Annotated in this window: 12 protein-coding genes; 6 read left to right on the top strand and 6 right to left on the bottom strand. The window is 43.5% G+C overall.

Annotated features, from left to right (window positions below; genetic code table 11):
- The first annotated feature begins 8 nt into the window (after nucleotides 1–8).
- Nucleotides 9–539 (top strand): dCTP deaminase, encoded by a 531-nt coding sequence (dcd, locus tag LEP1GSC047_RS18270; RefSeq protein WP_010416365.1) that lies wholly within the window; start codon nucleotides 9–11, stop codon nucleotides 537–539.
- Here dcd and LEP1GSC047_RS18265 read toward each other — a convergent pair.
- From LEP1GSC047_RS18265 to LEP1GSC047_RS18255, 3 genes are all read right to left on the bottom strand, one after another.
- Nucleotides 536–3,715: a SpoIIE family protein phosphatase gene (locus tag LEP1GSC047_RS18265; protein WP_010416367.1), complete on the bottom strand. Its 3,180-nt coding sequence runs from the start codon at nucleotides 3,713–3,715 to the stop codon at nucleotides 536–538. The two genes, dcd and LEP1GSC047_RS18265, sit on opposite strands and share 4 nt — an antisense overlap.
- A gap of 147 nt (nucleotides 3,716–3,862) precedes the next feature.
- Nucleotides 3,863–4,801: a hypothetical protein gene (locus tag LEP1GSC047_RS18260; RefSeq protein WP_010416370.1), complete on the bottom strand. Its 939-nt coding sequence runs from the start codon at nucleotides 4,799–4,801 to the stop codon at nucleotides 3,863–3,865.
- Nucleotides 4,802–7,981, bottom strand: a complete 3,180-nt coding sequence (locus LEP1GSC047_RS18255; RefSeq protein ID WP_010416373.1) for a SpoIIE family protein phosphatase — start codon at nucleotides 7,979–7,981, stop codon at nucleotides 4,802–4,804.
- Nucleotides 7,982–8,170: 189 nt separating this feature from the next.
- Between LEP1GSC047_RS18255 and LEP1GSC047_RS18250 the strand changes: the two genes are divergently transcribed.
- Nucleotides 8,171–9,487, top strand: a complete 1,317-nt coding sequence (locus tag LEP1GSC047_RS18250) for a dicarboxylate/amino acid:cation symporter (RefSeq protein WP_010416377.1) — start codon at nucleotides 8,171–8,173, stop codon at nucleotides 9,485–9,487.
- Nucleotides 9,484–10,806, top strand: a complete 1,323-nt coding sequence (locus LEP1GSC047_RS18245) for an MATE family efflux transporter (protein ID WP_010416379.1) — start codon at nucleotides 9,484–9,486, stop codon at nucleotides 10,804–10,806. The genes LEP1GSC047_RS18250 and LEP1GSC047_RS18245 overlap by 4 nt, the downstream gene beginning before the upstream one ends.
- On the opposite strand, the gene LEP1GSC047_RS18240 is transcribed toward LEP1GSC047_RS18245, so the two are convergent.
- Together LEP1GSC047_RS18240 and LEP1GSC047_RS18235 are read right to left on the bottom strand one after the other, a co-directional pair.
- Nucleotides 10,778–12,250, bottom strand: a complete 1,473-nt coding sequence (locus LEP1GSC047_RS18240) for an NHL repeat-containing protein (RefSeq protein ID WP_010416382.1) — start codon at nucleotides 12,248–12,250, stop codon at nucleotides 10,778–10,780. The genes LEP1GSC047_RS18245 and LEP1GSC047_RS18240 overlap by 29 nt on opposite strands.
- Entirely contained in the window at nucleotides 12,217–13,161 is a 945-nt protein-coding gene (locus LEP1GSC047_RS18235; protein ID WP_010416384.1) for a site-2 protease family protein, read from the bottom strand. Before LEP1GSC047_RS18235 ends, LEP1GSC047_RS18240 begins: the two co-directional genes overlap by 34 nt.
- Before the next feature lie 138 nt (nucleotides 13,162–13,299).
- On the opposite strand from LEP1GSC047_RS18235, the gene cysE reads away from it, so the two are divergent.
- A complete protein-coding gene (gene cysE, locus LEP1GSC047_RS18230; protein ID WP_010416388.1) occupies nucleotides 13,300–14,013 on the top strand; it encodes a serine O-acetyltransferase in 714 nt (237 codons plus the stop codon).
- A 108-nt stretch (nucleotides 14,014–14,121) separates the two neighbouring features.
- Nucleotides 14,122–14,388: a hypothetical protein gene (locus LEP1GSC047_RS18225; protein WP_010416390.1), complete on the top strand. Its 267-nt coding sequence runs from the start codon at nucleotides 14,122–14,124 to the stop codon at nucleotides 14,386–14,388.
- 69 nt (nucleotides 14,389–14,457) lie between these two features.
- On the opposite strand, the gene mpl36 is transcribed toward LEP1GSC047_RS18225, so the two are convergent.
- Nucleotides 14,458–15,363 (bottom strand): RlpA family plasminogen-binding lipoprotein MPL36, encoded by a 906-nt coding sequence (mpl36, locus tag LEP1GSC047_RS18220; protein WP_010416391.1) that lies wholly within the window; start codon nucleotides 15,361–15,363, stop codon nucleotides 14,458–14,460.
- 110 nt (nucleotides 15,364–15,473) lie between these two features.
- Between mpl36 and LEP1GSC047_RS18215 the strand changes: the two genes are divergently transcribed.
- On the top strand, nucleotides 15,474–16,382 hold the full coding sequence (locus tag LEP1GSC047_RS18215; RefSeq protein ID WP_010416393.1) for a tetratricopeptide repeat protein: 909 nt from the start codon (nucleotides 15,474–15,476) through the stop codon (nucleotides 16,380–16,382).
- Nucleotides 16,383–16,436 lie beyond the last annotated feature (54 nt).

Here is a 16,436-nt window from a genome sequence, read left to right as displayed (position 1 = left end):
AGTTCGAGATGATCTTAACAGGCAAGGAAATAAAAAAGCGTATCGGATCGGATATCGTAATCGATCCATATTCGGAAGATCGATTGAATCCGAATTCGTACAATCTAAGATTATACGACGAACTATTGCAATATACTCATCTTCCTTTGGACATGAAGAGGCCGAACGATGCGGAAAAATTAGTAATCTCGGAATCGGGTTTAGAGTTAAAACCGGGAGTTCTTTATCTTGGAAGAACGGTAGAATATACCGAAACACATAATCTAGTCCCCATGCTAGAAGGTCGCTCTTCCATCGGTAGATTAGGAATGTATGTTCATGTAACGGCAGGATTCGGAGATGTCGGCTTTAAAGGGTTTTGGACTCTGGAGATCTCAGTAATCCAACCTTTAATTATTTATCCTAATGTGGAAATATGCCAAATTTTTTACCATACGGTGGAAGGCGAGATAACGGAATACAAATCGGGAAAATACCAAGGAAATAAAGGAATTCAGACTTCGATGTTGTACAAGGATTTTGAAAACGGAAAGTATTAACTTTCCGAGCGGTCCCGTTCGATTAATCGAATCAGTTTAATCGCATTTTCATTTTCAGGATCTCGATCGAGTGCCTTTCGAGCGTAATCGATAGCCAACTCAAACTGCTCCGTTTGGCGATAAAGATCCGACAGATTAACTAAATTACTACCGTTATCCGGTTGCAGTTCTTCCATTTTTTTTGCGGCAGCAATCGCTTCGTCCAGATGTCCGATTCTCCGATTAGCCAGTGATAGGTAATACCAATATTCTGTCAAATCGGGATCCGAGCCGAGATACTTGCTAAGAACTTCCACGGCTTTTGCGTAATTCTTTCCCTTAAAACTAAGTAACCCGAGCAATTTGGTTACTTTCGTATTCGCAGGATCCGTCTTATAGAGCGCGTCAAGAGATCTGATTGCCTCTTCGACTCTACCTTCTTGATAATCCTTTTTGGCATTCTTATATGCCGACTTCCAATCTCCCGTACCCGCATAAGAATCCTCTTCCTTTTCTTCGGATTCTTTCCCGGACGGTAAATACTCGATCTTCAACAAGGAAAGATCATCCGTCAGTTCTCCAAAACCGCGAATCTCTTCCTCGATTCGTACAAGATCTCCTTCTCCTTTTTCGACAAACTGGAGAAATAGCATCTCATCTTCGTTAATTGTTCTAACTTCTTTTTCGGGGGTTAAGTCCAAATCGTCCTTCCCGTCGGAGCCGACGATAAGCACGTCCCCCGGGACCAGATTTGTCGTTAAAACTTTAAATTCGTATTCCGAATCTAAACCGATTTTTCGCAACGTAAGGCCGCTCTCCACAAAGCCAGCTCTACCGTCACGATAGAGAACCGAGAAAGGGTGTTCGGCATTAAAGTACCAGACTCTACCTGTATCTTCTTCGATCAAAAGAAAGGTCCCCGATATCACCATCGAACCATTAAAGGATTTGAATACGGATTGCATCTCACGATAGGTGTCGGTTAACCATCCTTCGGGACCGGTGTCTAGTACTCTGTCGTTTGCCGCCGAACGAGCCAATATCGAGTTAATTACGACTCCCATAACCAACGAGCCGCCGGCGCCCTGCATGGATTTTCCCATGGCGTCGCCGTTCATGGCAAAGGTATATCGTTTGAAATTATTCTCCTTACCGAGCCGTAAATTACCTGTAACGCAAATATCCCCGCCCAGATCGGCCCGCTTGCCTTTAAATTCGAACTGTTTCTTTTGATGCAAAATAAATTCGGTCTTAACTTTGGTCGATTTATTGGCGTTGTAAAATAAAGGTTTTGCAAGAAGCGAAGTCAGGAAGTAATCTCCGTCCTGCTGAACTTTTAGCCTTTGTAATTCTTCCATCTTTTCCGAAAGTTCTCTCGTTCTTTCACGAACTTTGTCGGCAAGATGCTCCGCGTAATCCTGGAGCTCGCCCCTGGCCTGTCGAATCGAACTGACCATATTATTGAATGAATCCGATAAAAAACCTATCTCATCCTTGACTTCCACCGGAACTTGAACATCGAGACTTCCTAGATTTACCTTTTCGACTCCACTCAATAAGCGATTTAAAGGCGCCACTAAGCTCTGCCTGAAGAACAACGGAAACACGAATAAGATAACCATCAAAACGATTCCTAAAATAATCGTTTGCTTCATGGACGTCGGGTGCATGAATTCCCGATAACCTCTATAAGAATAACCGAGTTCACTCGTTAAATCCTTTTCCACATCGTAGTGTATATAGGCCACAAAGTGTTGATGCTCGTCCAAACTTTTACGATAATGCCTGCTTAGAGCCGGCTGAAACGGTCTAAGATACAAAAGTACTTCGGACTTTAGTTCCCCGGGTAATAAGTCTTTGCCTCCCAACGAGCAATCTTTCCATTTAGAAAGAATATAATCCCGGAAATGAGATACGTCGGAAGCGGATCCTTTGAAATAACTTTTCCCCTCCGAACAAAAATCGATCGGAAAGATATAATCCAGCTTGTTGGAAGCGACGAAAACGCTTCTGTTGAGTCCGATCAAATATTTAAAGAGTCCTTCTTTTAACTCCTTTCCGTCCAAACCGGGACTTTTTTTTAAGAAATCCGTAATGGAATTTTTGTATCCTTGAAAATATTCGTGGGTCCCCACCAAGTTTTTTTCAAGCTGCTTTCGAAAACCCTCTTCCGGTAAAACCTTAATCCTTTCAAAAAGCTCAGTATTCTTAAAATCCGTCTCTAATTGGGAAAGTTTTAGATCGAACGCTTGGTTATATCGCGAATAATCTACGGGTTTGTCCGAACCTTCCCACTTAACGACGTATTCCATCCCGGGAACTTGGTGACCACCTTCCAAGATTCGTTCCATATTTACGATACTCTTGGTATCATATTCGGTCTCTTTATCTTGGTTGGATATGAAGACCAGTGCCTGCACGATCAACATCACCGTTACGAAAGTAATCCCGACGATCTTAATCATGAATGTCGTTTTTTCTTCGCTAAAATTGAGGAAGATTACTAGTATTAAAAATATGGAAAGAGTGATGAGAAGGACCATAGAGGTCAGAAATGTCGATCGTTCGATTACTCCGTCCCGACTCAGTATATTCGTTAAGGCAGGAATAACTCCTCCGACCAACATCGAAACCATAAAAGCTGCAATTGCGAATCTGACTCTTCCTTTCGTTACGATCATTCTCCAAATGGGAATAATTAAAAAAGAGATCAGTACAAAAGCCCCGATGATCAAAGCGATTGTTCTAGACGCTTTTTCCGCATTAAAATCCCAATGATGAGCGGTAAAATGGTACTTTTTGGGGGCGTTCCAAGTTACGTAAAAGAAGCCGATCGAAGCGATTACCGCTACGAAATACATACCGATTAATAACCACGTAGATACTTTTGGCTGAGTATTTTGAGGGTATCGAGCAAGAAACTGGCCCAAATGTAAGATGGCCGGTAAAATGAATCCGACCGTCATCCATCGATGGTACGCCGCTAATGGGTGATAAATGATCGCCGCAATAAAGTAACCCAACCATAAGAAAGAGAGAAATAACGCTCCTAAAGCGAGATGTCTCGTGCTTGAGGAGCGACCTTTTAAGAATAGAAAGAGCAGAGAGGCGAGGAATACGGTGAGAAAGGCTAAAAGACTTCCGAATGAATAATAGTTGAGTAGAAAATCTTCTTTGAGGATCGTTAATAATTCCATTTTTTAGCCGAATCGACATCTGCGAAACGAAACGCAGAGTTCGAATGGTTTATTCTAGCCACACTAATTATCTTATCAAACTAAAAACAAAAAACGTCCCTGAAAGCTCTTAACCCGAACAATTGTTTTAATATAAAACAGCGTTCGTTAGAGAGCGTCCCAGTCTCGCATATTGGAAAAGGATTTTATCGGGTACGATAGATACTTTCCGGGCAAGAGCCATCCCCTTAGAATTTGCTCCCAGTTTTTAGCTTTCAATCCGAGTAAAACCTTCAAAACCGCTTCAGTATCCGGAACGTCGGTAGTCGCAAGAATTCTCAAAAAGGAACGGTATCCCTCCGAGCCGAGCTCCTTGTACAAAATTCCCTGTAAACGAACGGACTTCGAATACATCCACGCGCCGACTTGCGGGTCGCTCGATTGAAAATCCACGCCGAGAGGATGGTCGTTTTTCGAAGGCGGCTCGCCTAATTCCCATTCATCGTAAATCGACATGAGCTCTTGCTGGTTGAGCCGCAAATATCCCTTTTTGGCAAGCAAGTAGGGAAGAAAGGAAACGATACCTTCGCTTAGCCACAAAGGTTCGATAAAATAATAATGACCTAATTCATGAAGTAATAGGGCCGGATAACCGATCGGAACCAGGCTGGATTCCAGATAAATTCCCAAGTCCTTTCCAAGTTCCCCGGAAACATTATTATACCCGCCGATTCGGGTTCCGTTTAAAAATACATTTTCTTTTAAAACCAAACGAACTCGGCTTCTTTCCTTTGGCGGTAAACTTTTGAATATCGGCGCCGCAGCGTGATGAAAGAAGATACCGGTATAGGACTCATAAGCGTCGAGCAGATCTCTCGTTTTTTCAAAGGCATAACGATCCCATTGTTGGGCCGAAGTTTCGTTCTGAATCGTAACTAGGATATCCCCACCGCGAAGTTTAAGAGGGTAATCTTTACCGGATTTGATCCGAACTTTCGAAGCGGAGCTTTGAGCATAACTAGAAAATCCAAAAACTAGAAGAATTGAGGCGAACAGGAATCGCCTCAATTCACCGGATAATAATTTCCCGTTTGCGGGAGCTGACAATCAGCGATCCCTCTCTATCAGCCGAATCAGTTTATGCGCATTTTCATTTCCGGGTTCGCGTTGTAAAATTTTCCGAGCGTATTCTTCTGCGCGATCGTACATTTCCATCAATCTGTATATGTCCGCCAAATTAACCAAATTGGAAAGATTATCAGGATCGACTTCAAGTAGTTTCAAACTGGCGGAAAGGGCTAGATCGTATTTCCCCATTTTCTTATTTGCGATCGACAGATAGAACCAGTACTCGTGCAGATCGGGATCGGACCCCAAGTAATTGTTCAATACTTCGACTGCCGTTGCGTAATCCTTACCTTTAAAACTGAGCAGGCCCAAAAGTTTATTCAACTTCTGATTAGCACTATCGTGCATGTAACCGGTTTTTAAAAGATCCAGCGCTTCTTCTAAGTGACCCGTCTTATATAGTTTTCGAGCTTCCTCGTAAACCGAATCGGTATTGAGAGCCTTATCGATATGATCTGCATCATCGAAAATGTCTTCTATCTCGTCTTTCTTAGGTTCGGTTTGAAATTCGATTTTAAGAAGAGATAGGTCGTCGGTTAATTCGCCGGTTTTACGGATCTCGGTCTCGATTTCTTCCAGGTTTGCTTTGGCTTTTTCCACATGCCTTAGAAATAGCGTTTCGTCTTCATTGATCGTCCGAATGGTTTCATCCGGAGTTAAATCCACATCGTCGCGACCGTCGGAGCCGAGAATGAGGATATCCCCTTTTTTCAACTGGAGGGTGTGTACTTTAAAATCGAATTCGGAGTCTAAACCCAATTTCCTAAGGGTAAGTCCCTCTTCGATGAAACTTGCCTTTCCGTCTCTATATAGGACGGTAAACGGATGCTCCGCGTTAAAGTACCAACATTTTCCCGTTTCGTCTTCAACGAGATAGACGCAGGCGGAAATTACCATCGAACCGTTAAACGACTTAAATACGGAATGAATTTCATGATAAATGTCTCCAAGCCATTGCTCGGGAGTCGTTTCCAAAATTCTATTATTAGCTGCCGAACGCGCGAGGATCGAATTCATCACGACTCCCATTACGAGAGCGCCGCCCGCTCCTTGCATGGATTTTCCCATCGCATCCCCGTTCATAGCTACGGTGAATCTTTTGAAAGAATCGGGTCGACCTAAACGAAGATTTCCGGTTACGCAGATATCGCCGCCAAGATCAGAATGTTTTCCCCTAAATTCAAACTGTTTCTTTTGACGAATTATGAATTCGGTCGACACATGTTTGGATTTATTCGCATTGTAAAATAAAGGTTTTGCTAATAGAGAAGTAAGGAAGTAATCCCCGTCTTGCTGTACTTTAAGACGTTGAACTTCTTCCATCTTTTCCTGTACTTCTTTGGTTCTCTCCTTAACTTTCTCCTCTAGGTTCTCGGCGTAATCCTGCAGTTCCCGGCGGGCCTGTTTGATCGACGCCACCATCGCATTAAATGAATCCGCTAAAAATCCGATTTCATCCCGAACCTTCACCGGAACTACCACATCTAAATCTCCCTTATTGACCTTTTCTACGCCGGCCAATAACCCGTTAAGCGGATCGACCAAGCTATTCTTAAAGAAAAGAGGGAAGAGAACCAGCACGACGAAAATCACGATGAGCAAGATGATCGTTTGCTTCACGGCGGTCGGATGCATAAACTGACGATAAACCAGGTAAGAAAAACCCACCTCGCTCATCTCCAGAGTTTCGGGCGAGAATTTCATAAAAGCGACGTAATGACCGTAACCGTCCCGACTCCTTCGATAATGGCGTGTCTCACTAGGTTTAAAATAGCGAAAATATCGGAGAACTTCCTCTCGAAGTTGCGCATCGGAAAGTTGCTTCCCGTCCCAAAGACAGTCCTCGGACCAATGCGAGAAGATTTCCTTTTTATGAGATTCGCTGCCGAGAGAATCTATAAAAGAACGCCCTTTTTTGCAAAAATTTCCGCCTACAACGCCTTCTAAACGATTCGTAGCTATAAAAGCTTGCTTATTCCATTTTTCCGCTCCGCCTAGAATTGCCGCCTTTAATTCGCCGTCGGATAATTGCGTGTTTTGATCGACGAATTCTAAAATTTGTCTCTTGTAACCGCCGAAATATGTATGAGTTTTTTCTAATACTTCCCGCAGTTTTGAGCGAAAATTCTTTTCGTCTAAATTACGAATCTCTTCGTATATAGTGACGTTTTGAAGATCGATTTCCACTTGCATAAGATTCAAATCGATTTTCTTGTCGTATTCGCCCGAAAGGAGACTGTTTTTATTATCGTTCCAGCGGATAATATATTCTATATCTTTTGTCTTTACTCCATTCTCTATCGCCCGTTCTATATTTACCATTTTAAGGCTGTCATATTCGGCGTCCTTCTCTTGGCTGGATATGTATACGAGCGCCTGCATGATCAAACAAATCGTGAAGAGCGTGATCCCAACGATTTTAACCATGAACGTGGTTCTTTCCGCGCTATTATTGATGAAGGCGATAGCTAAAACGGAAAAAGCCATGACAAAGAAAATGACGTTCGATGTCATATAAGTCGAGCGTTCCATCGCGCCGTCTCGGCTTACTACGTTCGAAATGTTCGGATATATGGCGGCGATTAAAAATCCGATCGTAAACATCAAAAGAGCGATTCTTCTTTTATCTTTCGTTACGATGACCCGCCACGTTGGTATGATCAAAAATCCGACGATGGATTCTATTGCGATCACGATGGCCAAGTATCGACTCGCATCATACGCATTAAAATCCCAATGATGCGCGGTGAAGTGATAAATGTTTTCGGAAATGGAAGTTAGATAGATGAAGAAACTTACTACGATTGCAATTACGGAGTATTCCACGATCAAAACCCAGCGGGCTAATCGTTGGTTGCTATTTCCAGGAAACCGAAGTAGGAACTGAGTGAAATGGGTCAGCGCCGGAAGAATAAAGCCGCCGGTAATCCATCTATGATAGGAAGCGAACGGGTGATACAAAAATGCGGCAACGAAATAACCCGTTTCGAAAAAAGTAAAAAGAAGGAAACCGATTCCTAGATGGGTCGTAGCGACCGTTTTATTCTTTAAAGTAAGAAAGAAACTCCCGAGAAGGAAGGTAGTCAAAGTGACTAATAAACTTCCAAAAGAATAATAGTTAAATAGGACCAAGTCCCAAGAGATTGTATCTAATCCCATAAACTCCTAAGGTCGATCTTAAACTTCCGGCGTTTAAAGATCAACTTTGACCGATTCTATGTCTTTGGTACGGCTCCTTCCAGTCCCGGAGACGGAAGAAATCGCGGAAAAACGATTTAAGCCTTCACTATCAATTTGAAAAGGGAAAAATCAATAGAAAAATAGTGGAACTGTTCGATTCTGTCGTTCATGTCCACATTTAACGGAATCAAGCGCTTAAATTCAGGCTTAATCTTACTCATTAAGGGTAAACTCTGGTTAAGAGTACTAATCGGCTTATTTTCCGGAACGGCTGTCGGGCTCTGCCTAAGCCCGGAATACAAATTTTTAGACATATCCACTAGTTCCATTCTTGCGAGTTGGTTGGGTTTACCGGGACAACTGTTTTTAATTCTCTTACAGATGATAATGATCCCTCTCGTATTCTCTTCCATCCTCCTAGGCGTAAATGCAGGCGAGAGTCTGGAAAATCTAAGGAAATTCGGATCCCGAGTTTTCGCATATTTTGTCCTTACCACTGTTATAGCCGTCGTGCTAGGAATCACGATCGCGAGTATCGTAAAACCCGGCAAATATGTTGATTCTGCAGGCATCCCGAAAATGAGCGTAGTCTCCAAAATACCGCTCCGTTCTGAACCGCCTAGCTTAGAAAAAGTTCCCGAGTTACTTCTTTCGGTCCTACCTAAGAATCCATTCCAAACTCTGTTCACCGGCGATATGCTAGGAGTCGTTCTTCTAGGAATCCTAGTCGGCGTCGCATTACTTTCTCTGGGGGAAGAGACTGCTCGGCCGGTATTGGGATTAATTCAGGCAGTATTTAAAACCAGTATGGTATTCGTTGACTGGGCAATGATGCTAGCGCCGTTTGCGGTCTTCGGGTTGATCGCTCAGATTACCGCCAAAATCGGCTTTAATGTGTTAGTAAGTTTAGGAGTATACTTCCTGTCCGTTCTCGGAGGTTTGATCGCCGTTCTTCTACTGTATTCCGTAATTCTAATTCTTTTAGCTCGAAAGAACCCGATCTGGTTCTTTAAAAACGCCGGGGAACTCCAACTGTTAGCATTTTCCACTTCAAGCTCTGCAGCAGTCCTACCATTTACGCTAAAAACCGGCATCGAGAAAATGGGTGTCTCAAATAGAATCGCGGAGTTTATAATTCCGCTCGGAGCAACCATCAATATGGATGGGACCGCGCTTTACCAAGCAACAGCTACCGTCTTCCTAGCGCAGGTTTACGGAATCGATCTGACCCTAGCGCAGCTAGGCTTCATTATAATTGCCACCGTGATCGCATCGATCGGAACCCCTAGCACACCCGGGTTAGGGATCGTAATTTTAGCTTCCATCCTAACTGGGGTTGGAATTCCGACTGAGGGAATCGGAATTATCCTAGGGGTTGATAGGTTACTCGATATGTGCCGTACCACAGTAAACGTAACCGGAGATCTTGTGGCATGCAATGTCTTTCAAAAGTGGCAAAAACCGATTCGAAGTAATTCGTTTTGAAACAAAAATTCTTTCGCCTTACCTTCTTTAATATACTTGCGAATCTATCCGTTCCGCTGGTGGGGTTAGCCGATATTGCCGTATTAGGCCAATTGAACACTCATACGTTTATGGCCGGAGTCGCTTTAGCAAATATCGTTTTTGATTATCTATTTTGGAGTTTCGCTTTTTTAAGAATGGGAACGACCGGTTTGACAGCCCAGGCCTATGGGGCCGGCGATGAATCCAAATCGGATCTAATTCTTTCACGCTCCTTGATACTCGGACTCGGCATAGGAATAACGATTTTATTATTCAATCGTCCGATTCAAGATTTCGGATTCTTTTTTCTGGAAGGTGAAGTCGATGTAAAACTTGCCGGATCGAGCTACTTCCAAGCGAGAATCGCTAGCGCCCCCGCAACATTATGCAATTTTGCATTGATGGGCTGGTTACTAGGAAGATCTCAAAGTAAGATCGTTCTATTCGTTACCGTAGTGGCGAACGTAACAAACATTTTATTAAATATTTGGTTTGTATTGTATATGCAATGGGAAGCTTGGGGGACGGGAATTGCGACCACGATTAGTCAGTATTTAATGTTGTCCCTTTTTCTCATTTTCTACTTCGTCGAACGGAAGCATCTTCCCGGATTTTCTGAGAACGAGGAAAAGGTGTTCTCCGCGTCCGGTTTTAAATCTCTGCTTTCCTTAAATACGGATATTTTGTTGAGAACAGTGATGCTAATCACCGCATTCAGTATTTTTCGTAATTTCAGTTCTTCCTTCGGATCCATTGTATTAGCAGGAAACGCGATCCTGCACGAGCTTATTCTAGTTGCGGCTTACTGGATAGATGGGGCCGCCGTTGCAACGGAGACTTTGGCCGGTGAAGCAAAAGGTAAAAACGATAAGAAGGAGCTCATTTCACTTCTGAAGCTTGCTTTACTATCCGCCTTAGGACTCGCCGGTCTCTTTTCCTACTTCATGATTCAATGCCCTAATTGGATTTTTCCCTGGATCTCAAAAAGCTCTGAAGTGATAAAGGTCGCCGAAACTTACAGATTCTGGTTGGCCCCGGTTTTAATCATCGGATCGATCGCTTTCGTCTTTGATGGGTTCTTTTTAGGATTATCCGATGGACGAACCCTGCGGAACGCTATGATCATTAGCACTCTAATTTTTTTTCTACCGATCGCCCTTATCGGAAAAGCCGAAGCAAGCAATCATTTACTATGGCTATCCTTAAGTTTTTATATGATCGGAAGATCTACGACTCTTGGATGGAAAATCTATAGGATGACCGAAGCGACTAGTTTTGCCCGAGATCCGACCCCTTAGGTAAGATTTTTACTTCTATTTCAGCCGGGATCGGTTTCCAAAAATCCGAGTCTTTTGCCTTGTAGAGAACCGGAGAAGGTAAAGTTCCCCAACCTTCACTTCGATACAAATCCACGACCTCTTCGCTTTTCTGATAAGTACGAGAGGATTCCACAGTTTCCGGTTTAATGGAAGATAACGGAACCCATCCAAAACCCGGAACATACGCGTCCAATGCGTCTTTAAAAATGGGGGAAGATGGATTTGATAATACCAACGTTCTGACCGAACGAACCGGAAGTCCTGCGTCGAGTAACGCTTTTTTAAAACTTTCCCAATCGGCTCGGAATAATCTCGCGTCAAAGATTTTATCGATAAAGTAGGTTCCGTTTTTATCTTTTACGGAAACCGACGTTTTGACAAAGGGAGATAGATCCTTCGGAATTTCTTCTTTCTTCTGAATGAAATCGTCCATGACATAGAATCGAACGTTCGTTGTTCTTGCTTCAAACTGGTACTCTAAAGTTTGATTCCCTTTCGGGTCGTCGATCCCTAATTTTTTAGACAAGCCACGAGCGCCGGACACGAAATCTCCTTTGAATTTCGGATCTTTGGATTTTAAATTTCGTATTCTTTGGTGCTCCGTAGTCGGAGGAGGAAGTAAGCCGAGTACTCCCCCTACTAAACTAGTTTCGTTTAAATTAAAATTAATTTTTACATTAATCAGGTATGTGGACTCTCCGGATGCCAAAAATCTATCCGTTTCGACGAATGAAATTTTCTTAACTTCCCTACTGGTACGATCCACTACGAAAATCTTACTTCCTATGATTGCTAAACCTCGAATATCCTTCGTCGGTGTCCGGATCGAACCCGTGATTCTTCCATTTGCCGGATCATAACGATAGATATTTCCGTCCGACGAATCCGTAATCCAGATACTATTTCGCGCGTAGCAGATATCCTTCGGACTCGTCCTATCGGTTAAAAAACCGCCAACGATGGATTGAGTTCCCTTATCATAAACGGAAACTTTTCCGGTATCAGCATCGAGAACGTAGAGATAGTTTTGAAAGCTAGCGATTCCCCCGATTTTATCGATCGGAATTGCGATCCGATCCGTAACCCCGCCGGTATTCGGTTCTACTTTTAAAATTACCCGCTTTGCCGCCACAAAGACCCTTCCTTCCCTGGTATCGAAACTTAATCCGGAAATAGAGGGAATTCCCAAATTGAAAACTTCCTGACGTCCGGTCGGATCGACTTTGAAAATCGCTCTGCGCTTACTATCGGCGAACCAAAAATTCGTACCGTCGTAAGAAAGGCCGTACGGACTATCCGTCAAAGGGATTTCCAAATCGACTTCTTCCTGCGCAAGCAGAGTCGCAAAATAGAACGCCGAGAAAAAAAGGAGTAATGAGAGTCCTAAATTTATTTTCCAAAAAGATTTCGAATTCCGTTCCATATATCCTCTCCCAGATTTGATTGGGGGCCGGCAGCGGTTACGATCTCCATAGGTGAGGGAGTAAAAATTAAAATCAAAGAAAGCAAAATCGCCGCTCCGCAAACCTTTCGGATCCAATCCAAAGGAAATATCGGATCGGAAACGTACGGATGCTCTACCCTAATGAAATAGTAGATGAGCAATCCCCATAAGATCCACGCGTAATTCCAAAGCGCAAGAGCGAGGAACGCGGAAAATAAATAATAGATCCATTTACGATATCCCTCTCCAAAAATCGCGTAAATCACATGACCGCCGTCGAGCTGACCGAAGGGTAACAAATTGATCGCCGTTACTAACAACCCTACCCAACCTGCGAAAGCTAACGGATGAATTTCCACCTCGTACAAATTGGAATCGAAAGGCCCGAGTACGAATTGATTAGCCCAACTCACGAAAAGGCTCTCGCCGAAGCGAACTTGGAAAGCCCCCGGATTCGATCCCAAAGCCTCCGTAAGTTCACTGATCGGCACCAAATGAGAATATTTAAGTCCGATAAAATAACAAGGAATCGAGAGGAAAAGACTCATGGCCGGTCCCCAAATTCCGATATCGAAGAGCTGTTTTTTATCTCGAATCGGTTCCTTAATCTTAATAACCGCTCCCATTGTTCCGACCGGAGAAATAGGCATGGGAATAAAAAAAGGCAGAGTCGCTTTGATTCCGTAATACCTAGCCGCTATATAATGACCCATCTCGTGACAGAGAAGAATACCTAGAACGGGTAAAGAATATAAGTATCGTTCCAGAAGTGTGGAGCGAATCCGATCCCATCCTAAAAACGGAAGATTTAAGGTCTCTTCTTGAAATGTAAGAGTCAAAAACGTAAGTAGGAAGAGGAATAAATGAAGTCCATATTTTGGTCTTTCCAATGAGTTGCTTCCTTAACTGTAGTCTAAAGTAGACCTGTTATTTTCAGAGAATGATTCCTTCTTTACACGTAAAGGAACCGCACATAGGGTTTCCGATAGGAGCCTTTACGGCAAGCGCGAAAGGAAAAGGATATTAGGTTGTTCGACAATATCAAAGCAATCCGAAAAAATGATCCGGCAGCAAAGTCTTATGTTGAAATAGTCCTCTGTTATCCGGGGCTGCACGCCCTTTGGTTTCACTCCCTAGCGCATTTTTTGTATAAAAATAAACTGCCATTGATTCCCCGAATCATCAATACCTTTGCCCGATTTTTAACGGGGGTTGATATTCATCCGGGTGCCAGAATCTCTCCGGGAATCTTCATCGATCACGGACATGGGGTGGTGATCGGAGAAACTGCCGAAATCGGAAGCGGATGCTTAATTTTACAAGGTGTGACGCTCGGCGGAACGGGAAAGGAAACCGGCAAACGCCATCCTACTCTGAAAGAGAACGTCGTAGTCGGCGCCGGAGCTAAAATTCTAGGAAATATCGTAATAGAAAGGAATGTACGGATCGGCGCCGGATCTGTCGTGCTTAGAGATGTTCCTCCCGATTGTACCGTCGTAGGCGTACCGGGAAAGGTCGTGCGTTCTAAAGTGGATTTCGGGGAAAAGGGTGAGCGGATGCTGGATCACAATGAACTCCCGGATCCGATCGCCAGGATCTTTTCCATTTTAGTGGAGAAAATCGACACTCTCCAGCGGGAAGTAAACGAGTTGTATGCCAGAGGAAATCTCCCAACCCAGAAAATTCCTCCCAAAAAAGGTGACGATGAATTGAACGAATATATCCACGGAGACGGCATTTAATGTTGTCTCGAAATTTTTCCTAGCCGGAAACTTTTTGACATTTTCCCTTCGAGAGAGATTCTACGTTCGGATTCTTTCGAAAAGGACTGTCCGAACGATCGAGGTTTTATGCTTATCAAGAGAAAAGTCAATTTCTTCCTAACTCTGACGTTACTCGGCTTATTCCCTTTGCTGAATTGCAATCTTTTGGTAAGCAATGAACAACTATGCGCGAGCGATTTGAAGAATTACGACGAATGCTATACTCTACTACTTCTTTCATCTCCGGCCTGCGGCCAAGGAGTCGGAACTTGCACGTTCGGCTATATCGAACTAGCAAAAACGATTTGTGCCGGTAGAATGAAGCTCCAAAGCTGTCGGGCTCATAGAAATTAACGCACAGTAAAATAAAAACGCCTCCTACCGGAGGCGTTTTTCTCGATAGAGGTCGGCAATTGCTTTGGATTATTTTTGCGGAATAAAACAATCCACTCCATCTTCTTTCAATTTTGTTTTTAAAACGGCCGCCTTGGCTTTATCGGTAAAATCGCCCATTTGCAAAACGAACATACCGTCTCTTTCAAACAGATATACTTTTTCACCGTATTCTGCCGAAAGATTTTTACGATAATTCTCCGCCAGCTGATTGTTGCGAAAAACTCCTACCTGAACCGTTTGACCCTTGGGGGCACCTTTTACCAACGGAGCCGGGGTAACGACGGTCTTTTTCGGCGTGAGTTTTTCGGGTTTCGATTCGTTTAAAAGAGCTTCTTCATCCTCGGCGTTTTCTAAATCTTCGGATTCGTCTTTTCCACCCTTGCTGACAACTTTAAGTCCGACTCGGGCAATGCCGACGTCTTTAAAATCTAGCGTCTCGGCGGCCTTCTCGGATAAATCTATGATCCTATCTTTTGCAAAAGGTCCTCTATCGTTGACGCGTACCAAAACTTCCTTATCGTTCTCTAGGTTTTTTACTTTTACGACCGAACCGAGAGGTAAACTCGGGTGGGCCGCAGTAAGTTTCGTTTTATCAAACGTCTCTCCGCTGGCCGTTGGCTTTCCGTGAAATTTCGGTCCGTACCAGGAAGAATATCCGATTTCATCAAAATCCCCTTCGGAGGATTTTTTGGCAGGTAGAGTCGCTTTTACAGGTTTATTATCTGCGAGTAAATCGTCCAAGCTGCGTTGCTTGGCACCGGCCGAATTTTGAGCCAAAGCCATATCTTTCTTGGATTCCTGATCCATCGGCGCAATTTCCTTTTCGAAGAAAATTTCCGACGGATCTCCTGACGCGCTGATGTTTCGTCTTGGTTCTACGGATGCGCAGGCCGTAATTGCGGTTAGTGCGACGATTGCGGAAAATCGTTTCATTTTATGACCTCAGTCGAGATTCTTTCCTTTTACTTTTCGGAAGAAACGGGAAATCACATAAAGACTTTTTCCGATTGCGTAATTCTAGGTCGCCGTCGATACTCCTAGGTATGGCGGAAGCGGAATCCAGGAAGAAATTCAATCTAGCTCTACAGCTGGAAAAACAGGGAAAAATCTCTCAAGCCGTAAAAGTCTATGGCGAAATATTGCAGCTGGAACCGGGCTTTCAAAAAGCATACTTAAACTTAGGCGCTCTTTATTCTCGGATGGGAGATTCAGAAACTGCCATTCGGACTTACCAGAAAGCCCTCGAACTTGGAAAAACGACCGAACTTTACTACAACCTTGGCGTAGAATTTTATCGCCTCAATAGTTTAGAGGCGGCGATAAAGGCGCTGAAGAATTCCCTAGAACTGAACAAACGATACTTAAATTCCCATCTTCTGCTAGCCTACTGTTATAAACAGCTCGAACGCCCGGAGAAATCCGAACTATATTTAAAGAACGCTTTAAAAATCGATCCGAAGAATAGGACCGCCCTGTCCGCATTGGCTACGATCTATTTCGATACGGAGCGATGGGAAGAAGCTTTGGACGCCGCCCACTCGGCCCTGGCAGTGCAGCCGGATGATCCTCGAATGGAAATTCTACTTACTGAAATACACGTGAAGCTGGGTAATTTTAAACAATCATTCGAAACTCTTAAAAAAGTCACCACGACCGCGCAAGGGTTCGTAAAATTCTCAAACTCGATCAAGGAGGCTAAGGAAAAACCGAAACCCGAGGAAAAAATATTCTTCGATAATTTGGAGTCTTTGACTCGAAAAAAACTGAACGAATTTAAAGATAAATTAGTCCTCTCGAAAGAGAACCCGGAAGACTTCGAAGCACCGGAAGCTCAGGACGCGCTTGATCTTTCCTTGATGTATCTTTTTCATGGAGATACCGAACGCGCTTTAAAGTACTTACTCTATGCTCAAAAGAATTTGGAAGAGAATCAAGCCTCGGAAGCGTCCTAGCTTTTCGCTAGTCCTATTTCCTTTTATCATTCTTGTATGTTCCTGTCTTTATCC

Source organism: Leptospira inadai serovar Lyme str. 10 (genome assembly GCF_000243675.2).
GTDB lineage: Bacteria > Spirochaetota > Leptospiria > Leptospirales > Leptospiraceae > Leptospira_B > Leptospira_B inadai.
The sequence above is the reverse complement of the archived record's forward strand: the minus strand, read 5'-3'. Positions and strand labels throughout refer to the sequence as shown.